This is a genomic window from Pseudomonas sp. FP603 (genome assembly GCF_030687415.1).
GTDB classification, from domain to species: Bacteria; Pseudomonadota; Gammaproteobacteria; order Pseudomonadales; family Pseudomonadaceae; genus Aquipseudomonas; species Aquipseudomonas wuhanensis.
The window spans coordinates 3,050,457-3,071,645 of sequence record NZ_CP117431.1 but is presented as its reverse complement, the minus strand read 5'-3'; the positions used below and the strand labels follow the sequence as shown (position 1 = coordinate 3,071,645).

Annotated in this window: 19 protein-coding genes and 3 pseudogenes; 7 read left to right on the top strand and 15 right to left on the bottom strand. The window is 53.7% G+C overall.

The genetic code is table 11. The features are described from left to right. Positions 1 to 170: 170 nt before the first annotated feature. A complete protein-coding gene (locus PSH65_RS14350) occupies positions 171 to 503 on the top strand; it encodes a carboxymuconolactone decarboxylase family protein (protein ID WP_025214435.1) in 333 nt (110 codons plus the stop codon). Between the two features lie 370 nt (positions 504 to 873). On the opposite strand, the gene PSH65_RS14345 is transcribed toward PSH65_RS14350, so the two are convergent. From PSH65_RS14345 to PSH65_RS14325, 5 genes are all read right to left on the bottom strand, one after another. Then, positions 874 to 1,203 (bottom strand): co-chaperone YbbN, encoded by a 330-nt coding sequence (locus tag PSH65_RS14345; RefSeq protein WP_054069743.1) that lies wholly within the window; start codon positions 1,201 to 1,203, stop codon positions 874 to 876. Between the two features lie 71 nt (positions 1,204 to 1,274). Continuing rightward, positions 1,275 to 1,970, bottom strand: a complete 696-nt coding sequence (locus tag PSH65_RS14340) for a DsbA family oxidoreductase (protein ID WP_076384065.1) — start codon at positions 1,968 to 1,970, stop codon at positions 1,275 to 1,277. Between the two features lie 172 nt (positions 1,971 to 2,142). Next, a complete protein-coding gene (locus tag PSH65_RS14335) occupies positions 2,143 to 2,697 on the bottom strand; it encodes an OsmC family protein (protein ID WP_025214437.1) in 555 nt (184 codons plus the stop codon). A gap of 363 nt (positions 2,698 to 3,060) precedes the next feature. After that, positions 3,061 to 3,624 carry a TetR/AcrR family transcriptional regulator gene (locus PSH65_RS14330; RefSeq protein ID WP_025214438.1) on the bottom strand — a complete coding sequence of 188 codons (564 nt, stop codon included), beginning with the start codon at positions 3,622 to 3,624 and terminating at the stop codon, positions 3,061 to 3,063. 107 nt (positions 3,625 to 3,731) lie between these two features. Beyond that, positions 3,732 to 5,216 (bottom strand): amino acid permease, encoded by a 1,485-nt coding sequence (locus tag PSH65_RS14325; RefSeq protein WP_025214439.1) that lies wholly within the window; start codon positions 5,214 to 5,216, stop codon positions 3,732 to 3,734. 377 nt (positions 5,217 to 5,593) lie between these two features. On the opposite strand from PSH65_RS14325, the gene metC reads away from it, so the two are divergent. Beyond that, a complete protein-coding gene (gene metC, locus PSH65_RS14320) occupies positions 5,594 to 6,784 on the top strand; it encodes a cystathionine beta-lyase (RefSeq protein ID WP_053121572.1) in 1,191 nt (396 codons plus the stop codon). Positions 6,785 to 7,082: 298 nt separating this feature from the next. Here metC and PSH65_RS14315 read toward each other — a convergent pair whose 3' ends face one another. Beyond that, entirely contained in the window at positions 7,083 to 8,009 is a 927-nt protein-coding gene (locus PSH65_RS14315) for an AEC family transporter (RefSeq protein WP_305426682.1), read from the bottom strand. Between the two features lie 183 nt (positions 8,010 to 8,192). Further along, positions 8,193 to 9,077, bottom strand: a complete 885-nt coding sequence (locus PSH65_RS14310) for a LysR family transcriptional regulator (RefSeq protein WP_041020834.1) — start codon at positions 9,075 to 9,077, stop codon at positions 8,193 to 8,195. Between the two features lie 176 nt (positions 9,078 to 9,253). Between PSH65_RS14310 and PSH65_RS14305 the strand changes: the two genes are divergently transcribed. Both PSH65_RS14305 and PSH65_RS14300 read left to right on the top strand, forming a co-directional pair. Beyond that, positions 9,254 to 9,643: a DUF2946 domain-containing protein gene (locus PSH65_RS14305; protein ID WP_080766460.1), complete on the top strand. Its 390-nt coding sequence runs from the start codon at positions 9,254 to 9,256 to the stop codon at positions 9,641 to 9,643. 187 nt (positions 9,644 to 9,830) lie between these two features. Continuing rightward, the gene (locus PSH65_RS14300) at positions 9,831 to 11,834 is read left to right on the top strand and encodes a TonB-dependent receptor (RefSeq protein ID WP_163858855.1); all 2,004 of its coding nucleotides are present in this window, start codon (positions 9,831 to 9,833) and stop codon (positions 11,832 to 11,834) included. A gap of 35 nt (positions 11,835 to 11,869) precedes the next feature. On the opposite strand, the gene PSH65_RS14295 is transcribed toward PSH65_RS14300, so the two are convergent. After that, positions 11,870 to 12,880: a GlxA family transcriptional regulator gene (locus PSH65_RS14295; RefSeq protein WP_041020831.1), complete on the bottom strand. Its 1,011-nt coding sequence runs from the start codon at positions 12,878 to 12,880 to the stop codon at positions 11,870 to 11,872. A gap of 237 nt (positions 12,881 to 13,117) precedes the next feature. Between PSH65_RS14295 and PSH65_RS14290 the strand changes: the two genes are divergently transcribed. From PSH65_RS14290 to PSH65_RS14280, 3 genes and pseudogenes are all read left to right on the top strand, one after another. Further along, the gene (locus PSH65_RS14290; protein ID WP_039012782.1) at positions 13,118 to 14,008 is read left to right on the top strand and encodes an MBL fold metallo-hydrolase; all 891 of its coding nucleotides are present in this window, start codon (positions 13,118 to 13,120) and stop codon (positions 14,006 to 14,008) included. 91 nt (positions 14,009 to 14,099) lie between these two features. Continuing rightward, a complete protein-coding gene (locus PSH65_RS14285) occupies positions 14,100 to 14,642 on the top strand; it encodes a cysteine hydrolase family protein (RefSeq protein ID WP_163854320.1) in 543 nt (180 codons plus the stop codon). A 322-nt stretch (positions 14,643 to 14,964) separates the two neighbouring features. Next, positions 14,965 to 15,215 (top strand): annotated as a pseudogene (locus PSH65_RS14280) (3-hydroxyacyl-CoA dehydrogenase family protein); the annotation flags it as partial. A 165-nt stretch (positions 15,216 to 15,380) separates the two neighbouring features. Here PSH65_RS14280 and ccmI read toward each other — a convergent pair. The 7 genes and pseudogenes from ccmI to PSH65_RS31810 all read right to left on the bottom strand — a co-directional run. Beyond that, positions 15,381 to 16,372: pseudogene (ccmI, locus tag PSH65_RS14275) on the bottom strand (c-type cytochrome biogenesis protein CcmI). Between the two features lie 58 nt (positions 16,373 to 16,430). Next, positions 16,431 to 18,419: a heme lyase CcmF/NrfE family subunit gene (locus PSH65_RS14270; RefSeq protein ID WP_081352497.1), complete on the bottom strand. Its 1,989-nt coding sequence runs from the start codon at positions 18,417 to 18,419 to the stop codon at positions 16,431 to 16,433. Positions 18,420 to 18,422: 3 nt separating this feature from the next. Next, on the bottom strand, positions 18,423 to 18,878 hold the full coding sequence (ccmE, locus tag PSH65_RS14265; RefSeq protein ID WP_081352496.1) for a cytochrome c maturation protein CcmE: 456 nt from the start codon (positions 18,876 to 18,878) through the stop codon (positions 18,423 to 18,425). Then, positions 18,875 to 19,051 (bottom strand): heme exporter protein CcmD, encoded by a 177-nt coding sequence (ccmD, locus tag PSH65_RS14260; protein WP_003199159.1) that lies wholly within the window; start codon positions 19,049 to 19,051, stop codon positions 18,875 to 18,877. The genes ccmE and ccmD overlap by 4 nt, the downstream gene beginning before the upstream one ends. Continuing rightward, positions 19,048 to 19,803: a heme ABC transporter permease gene (locus tag PSH65_RS14255; RefSeq protein ID WP_081352495.1), complete on the bottom strand. Its 756-nt coding sequence runs from the start codon at positions 19,801 to 19,803 to the stop codon at positions 19,048 to 19,050. Before PSH65_RS14255 ends, ccmD begins: the two co-directional genes overlap by 4 nt. Positions 19,804 to 19,968: 165 nt before the next feature. Continuing rightward, positions 19,969 to 20,697, bottom strand: coding sequence for a methyl-accepting chemotaxis protein (locus PSH65_RS31815; protein WP_370694700.1), 729 nt, complete (start codon positions 20,695 to 20,697; stop codon positions 19,969 to 19,971). A 201-nt stretch (positions 20,698 to 20,898) separates the two neighbouring features. Then, positions 20,899 to 21,126, bottom strand: a pseudogene (locus tag PSH65_RS31810) (chemotaxis protein); the annotation flags it as partial. Between the last annotated feature and the right edge of the window lie 63 nt (positions 21,127 to 21,189).

Here is a 21,189-nt window from a genome sequence, read left to right as displayed (position 1 = left end):
GCATTAACGTCAATGCCCTCTCATCACACCAGCTCACCCCTTCTACGTCGACCGCACGATCAAGCCATTTGTAGGACACACTTGCATACCTACCAACTGGATGGTATGTTTTGATCAGTTTCACACCTCCCCTACACCTACAGGGCACCGCGCCCAAAGTGGAATATCCCATGCAAGATTGGAAGCAAACTCGAAAAGACGTCAGCGCCCGCCTAGTGCAACTGAATGGCCTATCCCCAGAGACCATGAAAGGTTTGGCTTCTTTAGGGAGCGCCGGCGAAAGAACAAACCACCTCGACGCTAAGACTCGTGAACTGATCTCACTCGCAGTTGCCGTCACCACCCGTTGCGACGGCTGCATCGCTTTCCACGCAGCTGAGGCCAAAAAGCTCGGCGTAACGACTGAAGAGGTCTCAGAAGCTTTGGGCGTTGCGATTAATATGAACGCTGGCGCTGCATTGGTTTACAGCACTCACGTTTTGGATGCATTCGATAAATCTTGATACCCAGCAGTGCGGAAGGATCAATAATAGTAGAGGCTTAGCTACCCCCGTCGCCAGTTAAATCTGAGAAGTCGCTAAAGCCCTATAAGCTGTTCTGCATGCCATTAGCCAACCACGTCGTTGTGCTGATGGCCTGCCGATGAAATCAAAGTCTTTACATTATCCGAACTTCGTTATCGCTGATACTCCGGCTGAAGCGTAACTGTATTCAAGCAAAGGCTACGCTGGGCTAAACATGGCCTGGCCGGTCGCAAAGCGGAGCTTAGCTTGCCTATACGCCAGTCGGACACTTAGCCCAGCAACATCCTGACGCGCTTCCTACACTCATTCGGACAGTCAATTTGAGAGCGCATCGAAATTTTAGTCCGACCTACAGAACATCCTTTAAGTCAGCTAAGACTGCTTTCTTCAACGCGGCAGCCGATCGAGAGCCAGCCAAAACCAAACGTAATCGCCCTTCGTAGAAAATCGCCAAGGATGGAACCGACCGGACACCATGCATCTGGGAGATCGTGGGCGAAACAGCCACATCAATCTTCCCGAATGCGGCGCGCGACTGCAGCTTTTCTGCCAGCTCATTAAAAACCGGTTTCATTTCTTGACAGGGCTTGCACCAGGACGCCGAAAACAGCACAGCGCAGTTACCTTTTGCAACGAATCGGGCGAACTCTCCGGCTTTCACGTCTACAATACGGCTCATCTGCACTTCACCCACAACATCATTCCAAACCCAGAAATTGCGGCACCAACAGTGCCGAAGCATCTCTGGTATTAATTACATCCATCAAGCCCGCAAACTTGACTGCTGGACGACTCATGTTCGTCACTTGGTTCGAAATACATTTGATTGAGTGCTTGAGAAAAGATCTCTTGAGGCTGAGCCCCCGAAATAGAAAATGAACTATTGAAAACAAAAAACGGGACGCCCGAGTGAAATTGGCCCATAGCACGCTCGTCTTCCTGCATCCGGTGAAACAATTCATTAGATGACCACGCGAGTCGAATCGACTCATCAGAAACACCTACAGATTTTGCAATCGACTCTAAACTACCTCGGTCAAATAGTGACTTACCCTGGGTAGTACTTTGCTCATAGAGCGCCTCCACCAAGTGCGTCTTCAATACTTCATCGTCAATCGCTTTGACGAGGACATGCGCATCCGCGGTGTCACCAAACATCATGGTTTCAAAACGGTAATCAAGCCCTGAAGATTGGCCATATTGCTTTACCGCACTCATCATATTCAAAGCAGCGGTTGAACTACCTAATTTGACTTTAAGGGCTCTCACCATAGGCTCAGCAGTATGGTTAGGGGCAAGACGATACGCTCTCACGTTTACCTGAACATCGTCTTTGTACGGAAAGTCCTCAAGCGCATTCTCAAAACGACGCTTGGCGACCCAACACCAAGGACAGACGAAATCAGACCAAATATCCACTACAAACTTTTTCGAAATAGCGCTCATACACCCCTCTATATTAAAATAAATAAAAAACGCTGCTACCCATTGAGCAAAGTTCAAAAACCGTTTAAAAACAGAAAGCAACGCGCTCAATTACAATAGCAAAGGTAGCAACGCCAGTAGGCCTTGCCTACTGGCGCTCTCAAGGTTGTAAAGATGAAAGATCTGATAATTATCAGTCCTCACGAACCTCGAGGGTTGGCACCATGCGGATGGCTTTGGAGAAATTCGCGTAATTAACTGATGTTTTAATTACATTTTTGTGCAGTTCTTCTACACGCTCAAGAGGTGCATCGGTGTGAAGACGGATTACGACCCGCACTTGGTCGTACCCTGGGTTTACGCTCTCGTCGATGCCCAGAAAACCACGCAAATCGAGAGTGCCGTCGGTCTCAATTTCCAGACTGTGGATTTTAATGCCCATCATGGCTGCGTTAGCTGCGTAACCTACCGCCATACAGGCGTTCAGCGCGGCCATCAGCAGCTCTTGAGGATTTGGCGCCGAGTTCTGACCTAACAGTTCAATTGGCTCATCGGCGACGATTTCGAAATCACGCGAATAGGTTTCACCGGCTAAGCTGTAACGGCTGACTTTCGCCACAGAGCGCGTCTGGCCTTTCCACTGGGTATTGACGTTGAAGCTCGCGTGACGCTTATTCGCATCCTCCGCAACACCTTGAGCAAACTGCTGCAGAGCTACGACATCAATACCATTCAGATTAGTTGTCATTAAAAAACCCTCTATTGAACGCATTTTTTGGCTGGATAAATGTTACGCACAGCAATCCTACCTATTAGTAGGTTTGCTAGCAATAAAATTCTTTGACCTGGTACCCCACCTCCCACGTGCTAACGGTGCGATCAGCTCCTATCCCTAATTAAACGTAGCTTATGGCGAAGTACCGCCTGTCCGATCTGACAGGCGGAGAAACGCTTGGAAGGTGTGTGCGAACAGAAAACCTATTTGTGGGATTAGATCAGCTGTTGAGGTGGACTGCAGAGGGGGTAGAAATATGAAGCCCACCTAATAAGATGGGCAAACACAACGTGAAAGGCTTCCTACTGATTTTGGTAATCTGATTCTCAGTGTATATTACGAAACGACAATACTATTCAATATCAAATCAAACCCAGACTGATCAACAACTGTATCATTGAGCGCCCAAGATACAAAACTGCTACCCTCAAGCAAGCTCAATATCGCCCGTGAAACTGTTCTGGGATTAAGATCCGCCTTTATAACCTTTTCAGATTGACCCAATGCGAGATTATTTTCCAACCAAGCAATATGGATTTCAAAAAACCTCCTAGTCAAATCCTTAAGACTGTCCGGCAGAGCAGAAAGTTCGGCAGCGAGCGCACCACATAAGGGTAGCATTCCATTTTTTGAGCTATCAATAAACAGCTTAGAAAACTCTCTCAACCGAACGATCGTGTCGGTACTCTCTTCATTTATCAATTCTAGACTCTTCACAAACCTAAAAAGATAGCTATCAATAACGGCAATTCCAAGCCCTTCCTTTGTAGGAAAGTGATGATGAATACTCGCCTTTTTTATACCAATTTCGTCAGCCAAATCGGCATAGCTAAATGCAGCGTACCCTTTGGTACGCAGCAACAGCTCGGCAGTGGTTAAAAGGTCAGAACGAGTACTCATAAATCTTACCTTGCATTATTGACACACGCATATTAACTGCTTTACAGCCACGATTCAACTTAAAGCGATGAAAGCACGTCATAAACCGTGCTCTCATTGGCATTAAGCTATACTCCTACATGGCTCGAACTGTTCTCTATTTTTTCCGAGCGCACGGCTTTGGAACGGACGGCCTTTGCCCAACCCAGCATTAGAGCTCCAGCGACTACCGGTATAGATAAAACAGTATATGTTCCATTAGGATAATCGAAACCCAATAGCACCAGCACTACGAGCAAGAAACCCAGGGTCAGCCAAGAAGTAAACGGAGCACCTGGCATTCTAAACGAGACCATCTCGGCTTCACCTCTCTTCACCGCACGACGATACATTATTTGAGAAAGTACAATGAATGCCCAAGTGGAAAGGATCCCCAGAGAAACTAGATTAAGCAGCAGCTCAAATAGCTGGGACGGAATTAGAAAATTCAATAGCACGCCAAATACGTTGATCCCCATTGTCACTAAGATCCCCATATAGGGAACCCCTTGGGTGCTCATACGTTTAAACATCTTGGGGGCAGATCCTCCCATGGCTAGCGATCTCAGTACCCGCCCCGTTGCGTACAAGCCTGAGTTCAGACTAGAGAGTGCGGCAGTCATTACAACGATATTCATAACGGAGCCAATTCCAGGAATGCCGAGCGCTTCAAAGAACGTCACGAAAGGGCTGACATTAGCGCTGTAGGCCGTCCACGGCAATACAGTGACTAGCAAGAATACCGAGCCTACGTAAAAAAGCCCTATTCTCCAAACCACGCCATTGATTGCTTTAGGGATGACCCTTTTGGCATCTGCCGTCTCACCAGCAGCGGTTCCCACCAACTCTATACTCGCATAAGCAAAAATTACGCCTTGCACGATAATAATCGCCGGCAGAAAGCCATGGGGAAAAACACCTCCATTATCCGAGATCAAATGCAGACCCGGGATGTGCCCCGCCACCTCGTGGCCAGTTGCAAAAAAAAACGAGCCGACAATCAAAAAAATGCTGATAGCTGCCACCTTAATAACAGCAAACCAAAACTCCATTTCACCAAACCATTTGACACCAACCATGTTCATCAATGTCACAACGCCCAAGGCGCTAAGCGCGAATATCCACTGTGGAACGTCCGAAAAAACGCTCCAGTATTTCATGTATATCGCAATCGCTGTTATGTCAACTACACCCGTTAGTGCCCAAACCAAGAAGTACATCCAGCCCGCTACAAAGGAGGCGCGCTCCCCCATAAACTCTCTAGTATAAGATACAAAACTCCCGCTGCTAGGGCGGTGCATAACCAGCTCACCCAATGCTCTTAGTATGAAAAAGGCGAAAACTCCACACACTAAATACACCACCGCAAGTGCAGGCCCGGCAATTTGAAGTCTGGCCCCTGCTCCCAAGAACAACCCAGTGCCGATAGCTCCGCCGAGTGCCATCATCTGCACATGGCGTTTTTTTAGGTGTTTTGAGTAGCCACTTTCATGAGAGTCAAGCCAGTTCGATCTGTCTCTCAATTCGCTTTCACACTGAACGGCTGGAGCGGGCTGTACGTTTTTCTTTTTCATGTGTCACCCAAACAATTAATTTGCAGTTATTTTTCTTATCCCTTGCAAACTTAAGTCTTTCCTCCCCAGCTTCAAAGAGAAGAAAGAGAGCGCACCGCGCCTTCACCATTACGGTTATTAGGCCTCGCTCTAGAAATGTCCTCGCGCGCCATAAGCATCACATTTCGGTCGAAAAGGCCGAAACCATCAGGCACTAAAAACCTACCATCTACTCGGTAGCCACGCAACATATTTTATAATCTAAGGATAACTATCTGTTTTTAAAGGCGTTTTTACTAAACGCAAACCAAATGGTAGACATTTAATAAATTTAGTACTTTAATCTCAGCGACACGCGCAACGACACGCCCCCCACTACTCAAGAAATGGCAGCCTGTATGAAAAAATATAAAACCGTGCAAACCCTGCTCGCCCATGCTTCTATCAACCCCAATCAGCATCATGGTTTCGTGAATACACCGGTTTACCGGGGCTCCACCGTAGCTTTTCCTACATCGGAATCGATGCGCGAGGGTCGCCAAAAATATTCGTATGGCCGGTGGAATAACCCTTCGACAGAGGCATTGACTCAGGCCCTCCAGCAGTTGGAGGGAGCGGAAGGCACGGTTCTTTGTCCTTCAGGGCTCTCGGCATGCACGACTGCCATACTGTCTGTCGTGGGAACTGGGGATCATCTGCTAGTTGCCGACAATGTGTATTCGCCGATAAGGGCTTTTTGTGAGCAGGTGGGTCAACGGCTGGGGATTGAGGTCTCGTTTTACGACCCGACAATAGGAGCCGGAATCGTTGACTTGCTCAAGCCGAACACTAAGGCGATCTATACCGAATCTCCTGGCTCCTTGACTTTGGAAATACAAGACCTCCCTGCTATAGTCCAGGTTGCACATGATCATGACATCCTAGTTATTGCAGACAACACTTGGGGCACCCCGCTTTACTTTCCTTCATTGGAACTTGGTGTTGATCTGTCCATCATGGCAGCTACGAAATATATCGTCGGTCACTCCGATGCGGTTCTTGGCACCGTATCAGCCTCCAAGCGCGCGTGGGACAGCCTCAAACGATTCCATTTCAGCATGGGCTTATTTGCGAGTCCAGATGACGTGACGCTGGCGCTCCGGGGCATGAGAACACTTGATGTGCGACTGGAGCGTCATTACAGAAACGCTACGATTGTCGCCAAGTGGTTGGAGACACGCGAGGAGGTGAAAGCGGTTTATTATCCTGCATTAGAATCTCACCCTCAGCACCAGTTATGGAAGAGGGATTTTAAAGGAGCGTCCGGTTTACTCTCCTTCGTGACCAAACCTTCAACACAAGTCGCGGCAGATGCACTTTTGGATAGCCTATCGTTGTTTTCAATTGGTTACTCTTGGGGTGGTTTTGAAAGCTTGGCGATGATTGCCGACCCCAAACCCGTCAGAAGTGCGACCTCTTGGGAAGTCGACGGGCACCTGGTGCGGCTTCATATCGGTCTTGAAGATCCATCTGATCTTATCTCCGATCTCGAAGAAGGCTTTGCGAGGTTCAATATGTTACGTAGCCAGCAGATTATCGAATACTCATGAAACTGTGTTAGGCACAGCGCATTATGGGCTGTGCCTAACGCGTGAAGGCGATCAACCCGAAGGGTTTGGCCGCCCGGCACCAACTCATGTTCTCGCTTCATAACTCGACCCGGTGTCGCGGCAGCAAAAGTCGTTTTCCAAACAGGAATACGGTGTTCGAGGGAGGGCAGATGCAAAGTTTCCTGAAGTGGTCAGCTCATTTCTCGTTTGTCAATGAGTAACACCTGACACACTCGAACGAACCAGAGGCGCTTTCTTGTCGGTCTTACTTTACTCAATGTTTGTAAATACTTGACACTCAAACCCACTGGGCCATCACGAGGATAACCGCTGGAAGTGCTAATCCTGCCAGCATGGTCTGGCAAGCGATGATCCCAGCCATAAGGGGGGCGTCTCCCCCTAATTGCCTTGCCATGATGTAGGAGGATGAGGCTGTGGGCAGTGCCTGGAATAGAAGTGCTGCAACCGCGGCCTTTCCTTCAAGTTCGAATAGGTGGCACGCCAAAAGCGTAACCAGTGGCATGATTAAAAACTTGGTCAGCGACGAGTAACCCACCGGGCGAAACCATTGCTTTATGCTTCCGAACTCAAGCGCAGCACCAACACAGAGCAATCCGAGCGGCAGTGACGCTTGTCCCAAGGCCTTGAGCATCGGCTCAATACCGACAGGCAGTCCCCAGCCCGAGACCTGGACCAATCCGCCGGCGAAGCACGCGAGTATCAGTGGGTTCAATGCCAACTGCTTTAGGACTTTGCTAAATGGCATCCTGCCGGCTGACCCGTACTTCGCGAATACCATTACGCACAGAATGTTCACGCTGGGCACTATGGCCGCGTTCGCGACCGCTGCCAGGGCTATACCCTGCACACCGAACAAGCCCGCGGCTGCCGACACGCCTACGTAATTATTGAAACGTATCCCCCCCTGAAAAACCGAAGTGAACGCAGCATCGTCGATGGTGATCAGCGACTTCGCGCCCAACAGCATCAACGATACCACCGCAGTCGAGAATACGAGCACCGAAATCATGCTTTGAAAGGGCACGCCATCAAGGTTGGCGGTCGCCAATCCGTGAAAGAAAAGAGAAGGCAGCAACACGTAATACGCCAAGCGCTCTGCCTGCGCCCAAAAAGTATCCGTCAGAAATTGCCGACGCTTGAGCCACGCACCCAGCACGATCAGTAGCGCGATGGGCAGCAAGGCAGTCAACAAGGAAAGGGTCATACGCGTGCCTTGGTTTTTTGTACCGACGGTTCACATCTCACAATCGGCCGGCTCATCAGCGGCATGTCTACGGCAGGTCCAGTGATCATGGGGCCCTCAAGAACTCACTTGAATGAGGGCCACAATAAGAGGTCGGACTCCAAAATAAAAACGTTTTAAACTTCAGCAATCAACAAGTATTTCTCATGGTTTATCGTGCAAGACATGCGCTTTCAACGCGTTCGCCAGGGCTGCCGCCAGTCGCCCAAGCGGACGATCTTCGCGCTCCAGCAATACCACGCGCCTGGTTTTTTGAGGCATGCCGAACGGCTCGACGGCCAGTGTCGTCATGCTTACGACTTGATGTTCGGAAAGCGGAATGATGGATACGCCCAGTCCGCTTGAGACCATCTGGATAATCGCATCCTGGCTATCCAGTTCCATGCTGGTCTGCACACGCAGCCGCATAGCGCGAAGCTCTCGCTCAATGGTACGACCTGCCCAGGCGCGACGATCAAATCGAATGAACGGCTGGCTTTTGAGTAGAAGCTTCAAGTCCTCATGCGCATGAGACACCGGCGCGATGATCCAGAACCCTTCCTCGTAAAGTACCGTGCTTGCCAGGCCATAAGGGTGTGGCTTCACCGGCTCCGTGGTGATCGCAACGTCAAGCTCGCCCGCCTCCACGCGCGTGGCCAACTCAGCGGACATTCCCGACGCAACAGTGATGCGCAGGTGAGGATGCTCAGCACGCATTGCCGACAACGCGAGGGGCAAGACGCTCGCCAGCGCTGTATGAATGGCACCGATTCTGAGCCTGCCGCGCAACTCAGTGTCGCCTCCAATCTCGGAGGAGATCCCGTCGTATAAGGCTAGAATTTCTCGCGCGCGCTCAACGGCAATATGGCCTGCATCCGTCAGCACCGGCAACCGTCGTGAGCGGTCAAACAGGCGTGTATTGAAATCCTCCTCCAAAGACCGAACATGAAGGCTGACAGCTGATTGGGTGAGATGCACCGCGTCCGCTGCTCTGACGAAAGAACCGTGTTGGGCAATGGCAAGCAGTGTTCGAAGTGCGCGTAGAGACATAGCCATCATCCAACAAGTTGATGAGCGAGTTTACCAGTTGGTGCAGGCGTCTTGTTTGGACGCAGACATCTCCCCTGCAATCCAATATGACCTGTGGCGAAATAGCGCACCCAGGAAAAATTTACTTCACTCTATAAAGCGGGCTAAATAGCCGCCCCTTCGCGGCGATTTCAGTTATGAGTTCGTTGAAACACATCCGTCCCTGGATTGCATGCCTGGCCGTCTTGCTGAACATGTTCGCCATGCCGCTGAGCCGTGCGATGCAGACGCCAGACGTGAACCTGATGCTTTGGGGCGGGTTCTGTTCGGGCGGGAACTCGAGTGCCGTTCCTAAAGATCTTGGCAAGGTGATTGATGCCTTGCAGTCACCCCAATCGAAACCTGTCATGCAACACGGCGACTGCTGCTGTGGGCATGCAGGATTGGCAGCATTACCCTCTGACTACTATCGCCATTTCCTACCGCAATACACACCCGATACCGCCCTCGAAAATTCTGAACTACCGACGCTGCATCCAAGGATTCGTTGGCCCAGTCTAAGTCCACGCGCCTCTCCTTTCGCCTGATCACAACACCGCTTAAAACCTGCGGTGCTGCCCTCTTTAAATTCTTTTAGCGACCTGCGACGGACGCTGAACGCCCTAAAAGTTTCTTGATCATCAGGAAGTGCGTGCTATGCCTGCTTCAACTACTTTGCGCCCAGCAAAGGCCTTGTCTGTGTCTCGTCCCCTATGGCCCCTGTTTTCAATAGGCATGCTGGCGTTGAGCCCGCTGTCAGTGGCATTAGCTGAAGCCAGCAAGATCGAAAATTCAACCCTGACCCTGGGTGCGGTCAGCATTCAGGGCTCGGCAAGCGACCCTTTAAGCACAAGTGGTGTACTTAGCTCAGTTGATATTCTGGGTGCTGACATCCTTGAAAAGATGCCGGTCAACTACAGTTGGGAGCTGTTCAGCCGCGCACCAGGAGTGATGCTGACTGAGTTCAACCAAGGCACAACCTCGGGCAAAATCTCGTTCCGCGGCTTCAACGGCGAAGGCGAAGTGAATGCGGTCAAATTGCTGATCGACGGCATCCCGAGCAACAGCAATGACGGCAACATGCCGTACATGGACATGATTTTTCCCATGGAATTGGACGCCATCGAGGTGGTGCGTGGCACCAGCGATGCGCGTTATGGCCTGAACAACATTGCTGGCAACGTCAATATGATCACCCGCACCGGGGGTGATTACACCAAAGCGCGACTGCGGTATGGCAGCTTCAATACTCAGGAAACACAACTCGCCAAAGGCATCGAAGGTAGCAACTGGACGCAGAACTATTTCTTCGCTTATCAGAAAGCCGATGGCTACCGCAAACACGCCGAGGCCGACAAATTTTCGATGTCGGGCAAATGGTTCTACACGCCGGATGATGACAGCTACCGTATCGGCCTTATTGCTCGTCACTACGAAACAGAGGCTCAGGAGCCAGGTTATCTAGCTGAAGAAGATGCACGTCATCATCCGGAAATGACCAACAGCTTCAACGCTACTGACAAGGGTACGCGTCGTATGAACCAGGTCAGTCTGCATTTCGATACAGACTTGGCTGATACCCTCGCCTGGTCAGCGAAGGCCTACGTCAACACCTTCGATGACAGGCGCTGGACGCAATACTGGAGTACAAGCGCTCAGCAGGAACGCGACGCCTACGAGACGCAATATGGCGCACTCACCTCCCTGACCTGGCGACCTGAAGTCAGCTGGCTCTACGATTTCGCCCTCGAAGGTGGTGCAGACGTACAGCAGCAGCAAAACAAAAGTGAGCGATATCGCACCAGAGACCGCTCACGTCTAGCTACCACCCGCGACCAGCAGTTCGACTTCGACACCTACGGCGCTTACATCCAGGCCGAAATCAAACCTTTCGAATCACTTAAGATCGTACCGGCGTATCGGGTCGACAAGATCCAGGGCGACTTCACTAACGAAATGACCGGCACAGACTACGACATCAACGACTACGGGCTGATCAAGCAGCCAAAGTTCAGCGTTGCCTATTCTCCGTGGGACGTTGCCAGCTTCTATGCGAACTGGGGGCGTACCTTTCAAGTGGGCACCGGGGCGGCGGCTTACAAGATTCCACCCAGAGATACTGACCTAGCCCCTTCGATCAACGAGGGCTGGGAAACAGGCATAAAGTTCACCCCGGCTGACTGGGTGGATGGACGCGTCGCCTATTGGCAGCAAGAGGCCTCGGGGGAAGTCAGTCGCCGGCTGAACGACCCCAGTGGCGAGTCAGACAACGTCGGTGAAACTCGGCGGTGGGGTTATGACTCGCAGATGAACCTGCACCCGAACGATCGTACCGAAATATGGATGGCGTACTCCTGGCAGTATTCGAAAATCCTCCAGCCGAGCGCCACTCTGCCTAATAGCAAAGGTCAGGAAATCGACCATATCCCACATCACCTGTACAACGCCGGCATCAGCTATGACGCGACACCTGCATTACAGCTGACTGCCTGGATGAACGGTCAGACTAACTACTACCTTGAACGGGAAAACACGAAGGGAACTTATGGCGGCTACGTGCTGATGAACCTTGGCGCAACCTACAAGGTAACGCGGTCAGTGAGCGTCGATCTGCAACTGAAGAACCTCACAAACCGATATTACGAATACGTCTGGTACGACCCGGACGGTGCTCAGGCATCCCTGCACTCGCCAGGTGATGGTCGCGCGTTTTATACCGGAGTGACCGTGGATTTCTAGGGGCGATAATGACTGAAGCTTTTCGGTTTCAGTCATTAGCTAGACAGTTCGGCAGTGTGCTCACTGTCGCTCGTCTTTCGGACCGGGCTCATTTCACGAAAAAACATTCGCCTGTACTCAGAAGGCGAGGTGCCGAGCTGAGCGCCAAATTGTTGCCTCAAGGATAAGGGGGTGCCAAAACCTGCTTCACCCGCTACACACTCAATGGGTAGGTCAGTCGTTTCCAACAGCTCCTGCGCTCTGACAACGCGCTGGGCATTCAACCATTTAGAGACGGTGCTGCCAGTAGCCTCCCTGAAGCGTCGTGTGAAAGTGCGCCGACTCATCTTCGCCATGTCTGCCAACACGTCGAGCGTCAGATCATTGGAGAGATTCATCCGAGCCCACTCCAGTACATCAGACAAATGCGTCTCTCTAGATAGATGCGGCACAGGATATTCTATGTATTGAGCTTGCCCCCCCTGCCTATGTGGCGGAGTGACCAGCATTTTCGCGGTGCGATTCGCGGCCTCGGCTCCAAGTCGTTCGCGTACCAAATGAAGGCAACAATCGATTGCCGCCACGGTTCCTGCTGACGTCACGATATTCTCAGCGCTGACATAGAGCACCTCTGGCCTGAAACGAACATTTGGGAAACGTCGCGCAAACTCGTCTCGGGCGGTCCAATGAGTGGTTGCTTCCTTGCCATCAAGTAGCCCGGCATCTCCGAGCACAAATGCGCCTAGACACAACCCAACGATGAGCTTTCCTTCGGAATTGGCGAGTTGAAGCGCTGCCACCAGTTCGGTAGATGCAAAAACCGATTGATCCCCCCACGCCGGGATGATGATCAGGTCAGATGCCGCCATCAATTCCAGGCCCTGAGTGACCTCTAAACCGAGGCCTTGATCGCTTGCCACCATTCCCGGCGTCTCTGCGCAGTATTTGATCTCGTAATGAGGTTCGCCAGGCGCGGACTGAGTTGCCCCCAACACCATCCCGGGTACAGAAAGATGGAACAGGCTTACGCCATCAAAAGCCAAGACAGCAACACGTATGGAATGCATCAGGTAGCCTCGGTTTGGCCCAATGGGCTTGTCGTTACGCTCGCAGGTATCTGGGCGCGCGCCCTCGGTTAAATGCTTGGCAGAGGCTGAATTGAGCTGTCGCCTCCCCCTCTTTCCGTTCTGGAAACGAAAAACTGATTGGCCCGATTATATCGAAATATGTCATTCAGGCCACTGTCAGTCTTGAAAGCATTCAGCAAGAATGAAGCCTTGAGGTACCAACTGGAGACTGAATTCATGAGTTTTAAAACGCTTCGCTTTGCACTAAGCATGGCTTGCGCAGCCGCGACCACGTCGGCATTCGCGGGCACAAATGCCCCAACGGCACCTGACGCGTCCCCTAAAATGGATCTACAGCAAGTTCGTAACGCGACGTCCAAAATCACCTACGGTGAAACGACATTCCTGATCGATCCGATGCTCGCCAAAAAGGGCGCTTACCCAGGATTTGAAAATACCTACCGCAGTAACCTTCGAAATCCATTGGTTGATCTGACCGAGTCACCTTCTGAGGTTATCGCCGGCGTCGACGCAGTGATCGTCACTCACACGCACCTTGATCACTGGGACGACGCCGCGCAAAAAGCCCTACCTAAAGACATCCCTTTATTCACTCAACATGAGGACGATGCGAAGCTGATTCGTTCACAAGGCTTCAAGAATGTGCGCGTCCTGGAAGGCGACGCTGAATTCGGCGGCGTCAGAATTACGAAAACCGGTGGTCAACATGGCACAGATGAAATGTATGCCGTGCCAGCCCTGGCAAAGCCGTTAGGTGAAGCCATGGGGGTGGTCTTTCAAGCGCCAGGCTACAAGACCCTTTACCTTGCCGGTGACACGGTCTGGCGTAAAGAGGTAGACCAGACCATTGAGAAGTATCACCCCGAAGTGATCGTACTGAATGCAGGCAAGGCAATGATGACCGGATATGAGGGGTCGATCATCATGGGTGAGGAAGATGTTCTACGCGCCGCTCAGGCTGCGAAATACGCGAAGATCGTCGCCGTACACATGGATGCAATCAATCACATGTCCCTGACTCGTGAAGAACTGCGCACCTATGTCAAAAAGCACGGTATTGAGAACCGTGTAGCGATTCCGGAAGACGGCGCTTCACTGGAGTTCTGATTTATTGGGCCGCCATTGACGCTGATTGACTCACGCAAACAGCTCGGCCCAAGAAACATCATCACGTTGTTCATTTGACTGGAGATCGTTCATGAACCGAGGTCTTGTAGTAGTTGATCTACAAAACGAATACCTGCCCACTGGCAAATTGCCTCTAACCGACATCGAACACGCTGCCGCAAATGCGCTGCGGGTTATCACCCACGCGCGGGATGCAGGTATTCCAATTTTTCACGTACGGCATGAATCAGTCGAAGGCGCTCCAATTTTTGCTAAAGGAACCGCCGGTGCGAAAATTCAATCCGCTGTTGCTCCTGTCGGTGACGAACCTGTCATCGTCAAGAAGCACATTAACGCCTTCCGGGAAACTGATCTCAAGCAGCAATTGGATGCCCTTGATATTCAAGAAATCGTGGTCATCGGTGCGATGAGCCACATGTGCATCGACGCGCTGGTCCGTGCAGCAGTGGACATGGGCTATGCAGTTACTGTGCTGCATGATGCCTGCGCCACGCTGGATCTCACGTTTGGCGGGGTAAGTGTTCCTGCCGCTCAAGCGCATGCAACGATAATGGCAGCGTTTGAGTTCGGCTATGCCACCGTCAAACCGGTAGACGAATATCTATCGGCCTAGCGGGTGTCGACTTGACTCTGGGGCCCCTTCGGGGCCCTGGCTTTCAACATCATGCACAAACAATCTGATGGCGCCGGCGTCGTACCAAGCATCCATCGTCTCAGATTGAATGGGGTATTACCCATTAACCTTGGTTGTGCGCTAGCTGATTATGCTAATTTTTTAAACAAGCCTGATTTGCAGCGCACGATAAGCTGGATACCGGCAGGCCTCGAGAAAATAACCGTTTCTTGAACCGCCTCGCTCAGCTTACGCAGCCAAGGCCGAACAACAGTCATGCGGTCGACATGTGCATTCGCGACAAGCCTCAACAATCCCGCCAATATTTATATTTCAGGAGGGTCGCACCAGCGCCGAAGACATGGACGCGGGTATGCGCTTGGGCTGTAACCAGCCGATTGGCCCGCTGGCATTGGCGGACCTGATCGGCCTGGACACTGTGCTGGCCATCCTTGAGACTTTGTGTGAAGGCTTCAACCACAGTAAATACCGGCCTGCTCCGTTGCTAAAAGAAATGGTCGCTGCTGGCTATCTAGGACGCAAACAGGACCTGGTTTTCACCTTTACACATGAGCATTATCAGCGGCTAAAACCAAATCTATGCGCCAGTTCAGAGGAAGATCATTGCTCAAACTCAATGAAAAGCTATTAGATGGTTGAAGTCGTGAGGCCAGACGTGACGAGGAGTCGAGACAGGAGTGCCTCGTTTCTTTCCAAGTGTTCATACGCTCATCCCGCCTATTGCCGTTCCGACGTGTCAATAGTCAGCTTTTGCAACCTGCCAGTGCCGCTTTGCAACGGTGCACTAAGGCCGATCCACTCACCCACGATCGGCTGGCCGGCTCGGGATACGCGCGCCATCAATTGGACTTCGGGGAAGTTCGATGGTTTCAACTGCGGCCGCCACTGGCTTGCAGCTTCTCGGTGGCCCGGGTGATGCCGCCCTGCAGCGCCTCACGGGATTTTTCACCTTCCGGCAGCTGCGCGAGAAGACGCCTCCAGTAGTCGATCGCCTCCTGATAGCGCTCGCCTTCAAACGCGACGATGCCCAACAGGCCGAGGCTGGTGACCTCCTTGGGATCGAGCTTGAGCGCTTCGTCAGTCAAGGCCTGGACCTTATCCGACCATTTCTTGCCATCGGCAAAATACTGCGCCTGGGCCCACTGGCTCAACAGCTCCGGCTGACGGCCCGCGACCGCCACGGTTCGCTCGAAAATCCTTGCCGCGTCCGCCGGGCGATCCTCGGCCATATAGGTCCGACCTAGGAAATATAGGCCCTTGGCAGAATCCGGTTTTGCCGTGACCGCGCGCTCCAGACGCAAGGTCATTTCTTCCATGGACTGTGGCGCCTGGGCAAACTCGCGGGTCAATTCGACTTTGTCGCTGGCGCCGAAATGCAGGTACAGCGCCAGGCCCAACACCGGCACCAATACGGCGGCGAGCAACGGCAACGGTTTGCCTGGCCGGGATTCGCGCGGCGCATCGGCGCCCTTGGTGTCGGCGAGCAGTTCACGAGCGGCTTCGGCGCGACCGGTGTCCAGTTGCGCGGCGTTCAGCACGCCCTTCTCTCGCTCGGCCTGTAGTTCGGCCACTCGCTCCTGATACAGAGCCACGTTGAGCGCGGTACGGTCTTCTTCCAATTGGGCGCGACGGCCACGCAACAGGGGGTTCAACAGGAAACTCAAGGCAACTAGGAGAAGCAGACCTGCGGCGAGCCAGAAATTAATCATGCATGGTTTTATCCAAGAGCAGATCGAGATGCTGGCTGCAATACCATCAACCAACGTTTCATGCAGTGGCTCCCGTCACGCCCAGGGCTTCACGCACCCGGGTTCTCACCTTGACTCGATAACGCCGATCCAGCGCCGCCAGCACCCCGCCCAGGCCGGTGAGCAAGCCACCGAACCAGATCCAGCGCACGAACGGCTTGACATGAACGCGCACCGCCCACGCGCCGTCGCCCAGGGACTCGCCCAGGGCCACGTAGAGATCGCGAGTGAACCCGGCATCGATCCCGGCTTCGGTCATGACCGAGTTCTGCACGGTGTAGAGGCGTTTTTCCGGGTGCAGCACGGTGATTTCCTGGCCGTTGCGAATGACCCGCACAGTGCCTTTGTCAGAGGTGAAGTTCGGCCCTTCGAAATGCTTGGCGCCTTCGAACACGAACTGATAACCCCCCAGGTCCATCGACTCCCCCGGCGCCAGGCGCAGGTCGCGCTCGGCACTGTTCTGGCTGGACAGCACCACGCCCAAGGCGCAGACGGCGATACCCAGGTGGGCAATCTGCATGCCCCAATAACTGCGGGTCAGGGATGGCAGGCCTTTGATCAGGCCTTTGTGGCGGGTCTTGTCGAAGATGTCCCGGACACCGGCCAGCAACACCCAGGCCGCCAGTACAAACGTCGCCAGCACCGCCCAGTTGAAATCGCCGTAGGCCACGCCGGCCACCACGGCCAGGGCGGCCGTGCCCAGCAGCACCGGGGTCAACATGCCCAGTAGCCACTTGACCGGGGTGTCTTTCCAGCGCACCAGCATGCCGATGGCCATCACCACCATCAGGATCGCCATCAGCGGGATGAACAACGCGTTGAAGTACGGCGGCCCCACCGACAGCTTGGCGCCGGACAGTGCATCGAGCACCAGCGGGTACAACGTCCCCAGCAGGATCATCGACGCCGCCACCACTAACACGAGGTTGTTGCCCAGCAGCAGGGTTTCCCGCGACCAGAGGTTGAAGCCGACCTGGCTCTTGACCACCGGCGCCCGCAGGGCGAACAGCGTCAGCGAACCGCCAACGACGAACAGCAGGAACATCAGGATGAACACACCGCGCTCAGGGTCCGAGGCAAAGGCATGCACCGACGTCAGCACGCCGGAACGCACCAGGAACGTGCCCAACAGGCTCAACGAGAACGCCGCGATGGCCAGCAGCACGGTCCAGCTCTTGAACACACCGCGCTTTTCCGTGACGGCGAGGGAGTGAATCAGCGCGGTACCTACCAGCCAAGGCATGAAGGATGCGTTTTCCACCGGATCCCAGAACCACCAGCCGCCCCAGCCCAGTTCGTAGTAGGCCCACCAGGAGCCCAACGTGATACCGACACCGAGGAAGGCCCAGGCGACGATGGTCCACGGGCGCGACCAGCGTGCCCACGCGGCGTCGAGGCGCCCGCCGAGCAACGCGGCAATGGCGAAGGCGAAGGCCACGGAAAAACCGACGTAGCCCATGTAGAGCATCGGCGGGTGAACGATCAGGCCGATGTCTTGCAGCAATGGATTGAGGTCGCGGCCATCCATCGGCATCTGCGGCAGGATGCGCTCGAACGGGTTGGACGTGACGATCAGGAACAGCAGGAAACCGGTGCTGATCATGCCCATGATCGCCAGTACGCGGGCGAGCATCACGCGTGGCAGTTGCCGAGAGAACACCGAGACGGCGAAGGTCCAGCCCGCGAGAATCAATGCCCACAACAACAGCGACCCTTCGTGGGCGCCCCACACCGCGCTGAACTTGTAATACCAGGGCAAGGCGCTGTTGGAGTTGCTGGCGACGTACTCCACGGAAAAATCGTCAGCCATGAACGCGTAGGTCAGGCAACCGAAGGCGAACAGCATGAACGTGAACTGCCCCCATGCCGCCGGCTGTGCCAGGCTCATCCACAACCGGTCGCCACGCCAGGCGCCGAGCAAGGGCACCACGGCCTGTACCAGGGAGAAACACAGGGCCAGGATCATCGCCAGGTGGCCCAACTCGGGAATAAAGATACCAGCCGTCATCGGTCAGCCCTCCTTCACAGGCGCGGGTGCCGACTGGCCGCTGTCTTTCAGGGCCTTGGTCACTTCCGGCGGCATGTATTTCTCATCGTGCTTGGCCAGCACTTCATCGGCGACCACTACGCCGTCAGCGTTGAGCTTGCCCAGGGCGACGATGCCCTGCCCTTCGCGGAACAGGTCCGGGAGAATGCCGCGATAGGCGATGGTCACGGTCTTGTTAAAATCGGTGACATTGAATTTCACGTCCAGCGAATCCCCGGAACGCACCAGCGAGCCCTGCTCCACCATGCCGCCGGCGCGGATGCGTGTGTCTTTCGGCGCTTCGCCATTGGCGATCTGGGTCGGGGTGTAGAACAGGTTGATGTTCTGCTGCAAGGCGCTGAGAGCCAGGCCGACCGCGGCACCGACACCCACCAGGATCGCCAGAATGATGACAAGACGTTTTTTGCGCAGCGGATTCACTGACCGTTCTCCCGGCGCAGACGACGCGCCTCTTGTTGCAGATACCGCTTGCGGGCCAGGATCGGCACCGCCACGTTGAGGGCCAGCACCACCAGGCAAATGCCATAGGCTGACCAGACATACAGGCCATGATGGCCCATGGCGAGGAAATCGCCGAATGAAGCGAAACTCATCGAGCGGCCTCCAGGCTGTTCTGTACTTCGGCCTTCACCCAACTGGCCCGGGACTCGCGCTTGAGCACTTCCAGGCGCATGCGCAGCAACAGCACCGCGCCAAAGAAACAGTAGAAGCCCAGTACCGTCAGCAACAGCGGCAGCCACATTTCGACGGGCATCGCCGGTTTTTCGGTCAGGGTGAAGGTCGCGCCCTGGTGCAGGGTGTTCCACCACTCCACCGAATATTTGATGATCGGGATGTTGATCACGCCGACAATCGCCAGCACCGCACAGGCCTTGGCCGCGCTGTCACGATTGCTGATGGCGTTGCCCAGCGCAATAAGACCGAAGTACAGGAACAGCAGGATCAGCATCGACGTCAGCCGCGCATCCCAGACCCACCACGAACCCCAGGTCGGCTTGCCCCAGATGGCCCCGGTGACCAGCGCCACGGCGGTCATCCAGGCGCCGATGGGGGCGGCACATTGCAGGGCGACGTCGGCCAGTTTCATCTTCCACACCAGCCCGACCACACCGCACACCGCCAGCATCACATAGATGGACTGGGCCAGCAGGGCCGTGGGCACGTGGATATAAATGATGCGAAAGCTGTTGCCCTGCTGGTAGTCCGGCGGGGCGAAGGCCAGGCCCCACACCACGCCAGAACCCATCAATAGCAGCGCGAAGAGACTCAACCAAGGGAGCAGTTTGCCGCTGATGCCGTAGAACCACTTGGGTGAGCCGAGCTTATGAAACCAGGTCCAGTTCATTGCTGTTTTCATATCTACTGGATACGCCTCGCATAGACATCGTCGAAGAATCCCGACGGCTACCTCATCGAGTTGATTGCTATCTCCTCTGGATACTCGCTGATGCCGCTGGCGCTCAGACATAAGCAAGCCAAACCGAGCCTAAGTGAAAAAAAGAGTCAAAAATCACCGACTATCGGAGGTCCCTGAAATCACCACGAACTGATCCATTAGTGCCTGTTGATGGTTTGCAAGGCCGTTCAGGGTGTTACTGATTTTGGCGGACTCCTGTGCCCGAGTAGAAAGCGACTCGGTAACATCGCGAATCGTAGCGACGTTTCGGTTAATTTCTTCAACTACAGCGCTTTGCTCCTCAGCAGCGCTAGCTATTTGTAAATTCATGTTAGTTATGATGGACACTGCGTCACCAATGCGCCGCAAAGCGACCACTGCCAATGCCACCTGTCCGACGCTGATTTGAGCCTTGCTATAGCTGCTATCCATAGAGCTGACAACATCCTTGGTACGCTTCTGCAGTCCCTCAATCACTAAGCGAACTTCTTGAACAGAGCTCTGAGTGCGTCGGGCCAAGTTTCGTACCTCATCTGCGACTACTGCAAAACCCCGTCCCGCATCGCCAGCTCGCGCCGCCTCAATGGCGGCATTTAGTGCGAGCAGATTGGTTTGTTCGGCTATGGCACGGATCACATCCAGCACTGAGCTGATCTGATCGCTCCGGCTAGTCAAATCTCGTATTTCTTCCATAGACACACTCATCTCGTTTGCCAAATGCTCGATGGCAGTTGTCGTATTACTTATAACGTCGAGGCCCTCGAGGGTGGCCAAGTCGGCTCCTTGAGCTGCATCGGCAGCTTGGGCAGCACTGTGCGCAACCTCATGGGCAGACGCGGTCATTTCTTGCGACGCGGTCGCAACCTGATCCACCTCTTTATATTGCTGCTGCATACCCAAGCTGGTTTGATTAGCAATGATGGTGGACTGATCAGCGGTATTGCGAGTTTCTTGCACCGAGCGTTTTACTTCGCTGATCACAGGTTGAAGTTTATCTAGGAAGCGATTGAACCACCCCACCAGTTCGCCTAGTTCATCCTGACGCGTATAAACCAGACGGCGTGTAAGGTCTCCTTCGCCGACAGCAATGTCCTTGAGCAAGGCAGCTACACGTGAGATCGGCCGGGTCACACCCAAAGCCGTTAGCCAAACCAATATCAAGCCGATAGTTGCTGCAGCGACGCCGAGCGACAATTCCAACAATGCACGTTTTTCATTGCGGCTATCTAAGTCTTGCTGCAACGACAAGGCCGGGGCCAGAAGAGACGACATAGGAACATCGAGCAATAAAGCCCAAGGCTCACTATTCGGAATGGGCACCATTGGCGCAACCAA

Coding starts and splice junctions, on each gene's coding strand:
- PSH65_RS14295 (WP_041020831.1), bottom strand. CDS start 12,880: ATGCATTCCATACGTGTTGCTGTCTTGGCTTTTGATGGCGTAAGCCTG.
- PSH65_RS14315 (WP_305426682.1), bottom strand. CDS start 8,009: ATGACCCTTTCCTTGTTGACTGCCTTGCTGCCCATCGCGCTACTGATC.
- PSH65_RS14330 (WP_025214438.1), bottom strand. CDS start 3,624: ATGAGTACTCGTTCTGACCTTTTAACCACTGCCGAGCTGTTGCTGCGT.
- PSH65_RS14305 (WP_080766460.1), top strand. CDS start 9,254: ATGAGTTCGTTGAAACACATCCGTCCCTGGATTGCATGCCTGGCCGTC.
- PSH65_RS14255 (WP_081352495.1), bottom strand. CDS start 19,803: ATGAACTGGACCTGGTTTCATAAGCTCGGCTCACCCAAGTGGTTCTAC.
- PSH65_RS31815 (WP_370694700.1), bottom strand. CDS start 20,697: ATGACCGCGTCTGCCCATGAGGTTGCGCACAGTGCTGCCCAAGCTGCC.
- PSH65_RS14325 (WP_025214439.1), bottom strand. CDS start 5,216: ATGAAAAAGAAAAACGTACAGCCCGCTCCAGCCGTTCAGTGTGAAAGC.
- PSH65_RS14290 (WP_039012782.1), top strand. CDS start 13,118: ATGAGTTTTAAAACGCTTCGCTTTGCACTAAGCATGGCTTGCGCAGCC.
- PSH65_RS14310 (WP_041020834.1), bottom strand. CDS start 9,077: ATGTCTCTACGCGCACTTCGAACACTGCTTGCCATTGCCCAACACGGT.
- PSH65_RS14345 (WP_054069743.1), bottom strand. CDS start 1,203: ATGAGCCGTATTGTAGACGTGAAAGCCGGAGAGTTCGCCCGATTCGTT.
- PSH65_RS14335 (WP_025214437.1), bottom strand. CDS start 2,697: ATGACAACTAATCTGAATGGTATTGATGTCGTAGCTCTGCAGCAGTTT.
- PSH65_RS14340 (WP_076384065.1), bottom strand. CDS start 1,970: ATGAGCGCTATTTCGAAAAAGTTTGTAGTGGATATTTGGTCTGATTTC.
- ccmD (WP_003199159.1), bottom strand. CDS start 19,051: ATGAGTTTCGCTTCATTCGGCGATTTCCTCGCCATGGGCCATCATGGC.
- metC (WP_053121572.1), top strand. CDS start 5,594: ATGAAAAAATATAAAACCGTGCAAACCCTGCTCGCCCATGCTTCTATC.
- PSH65_RS14270 (WP_081352497.1), bottom strand. CDS start 18,419: ATGACGGCTGGTATCTTTATTCCCGAGTTGGGCCACCTGGCGATGATC.
- PSH65_RS14350 (WP_025214435.1), top strand. CDS start 171: ATGCAAGATTGGAAGCAAACTCGAAAAGACGTCAGCGCCCGCCTAGTG.
- PSH65_RS14285 (WP_163854320.1), top strand. CDS start 14,100: ATGAACCGAGGTCTTGTAGTAGTTGATCTACAAAACGAATACCTGCCC.
- PSH65_RS14300 (WP_163858855.1), top strand. CDS start 9,831: ATGCTGGCGTTGAGCCCGCTGTCAGTGGCATTAGCTGAAGCCAGCAAG.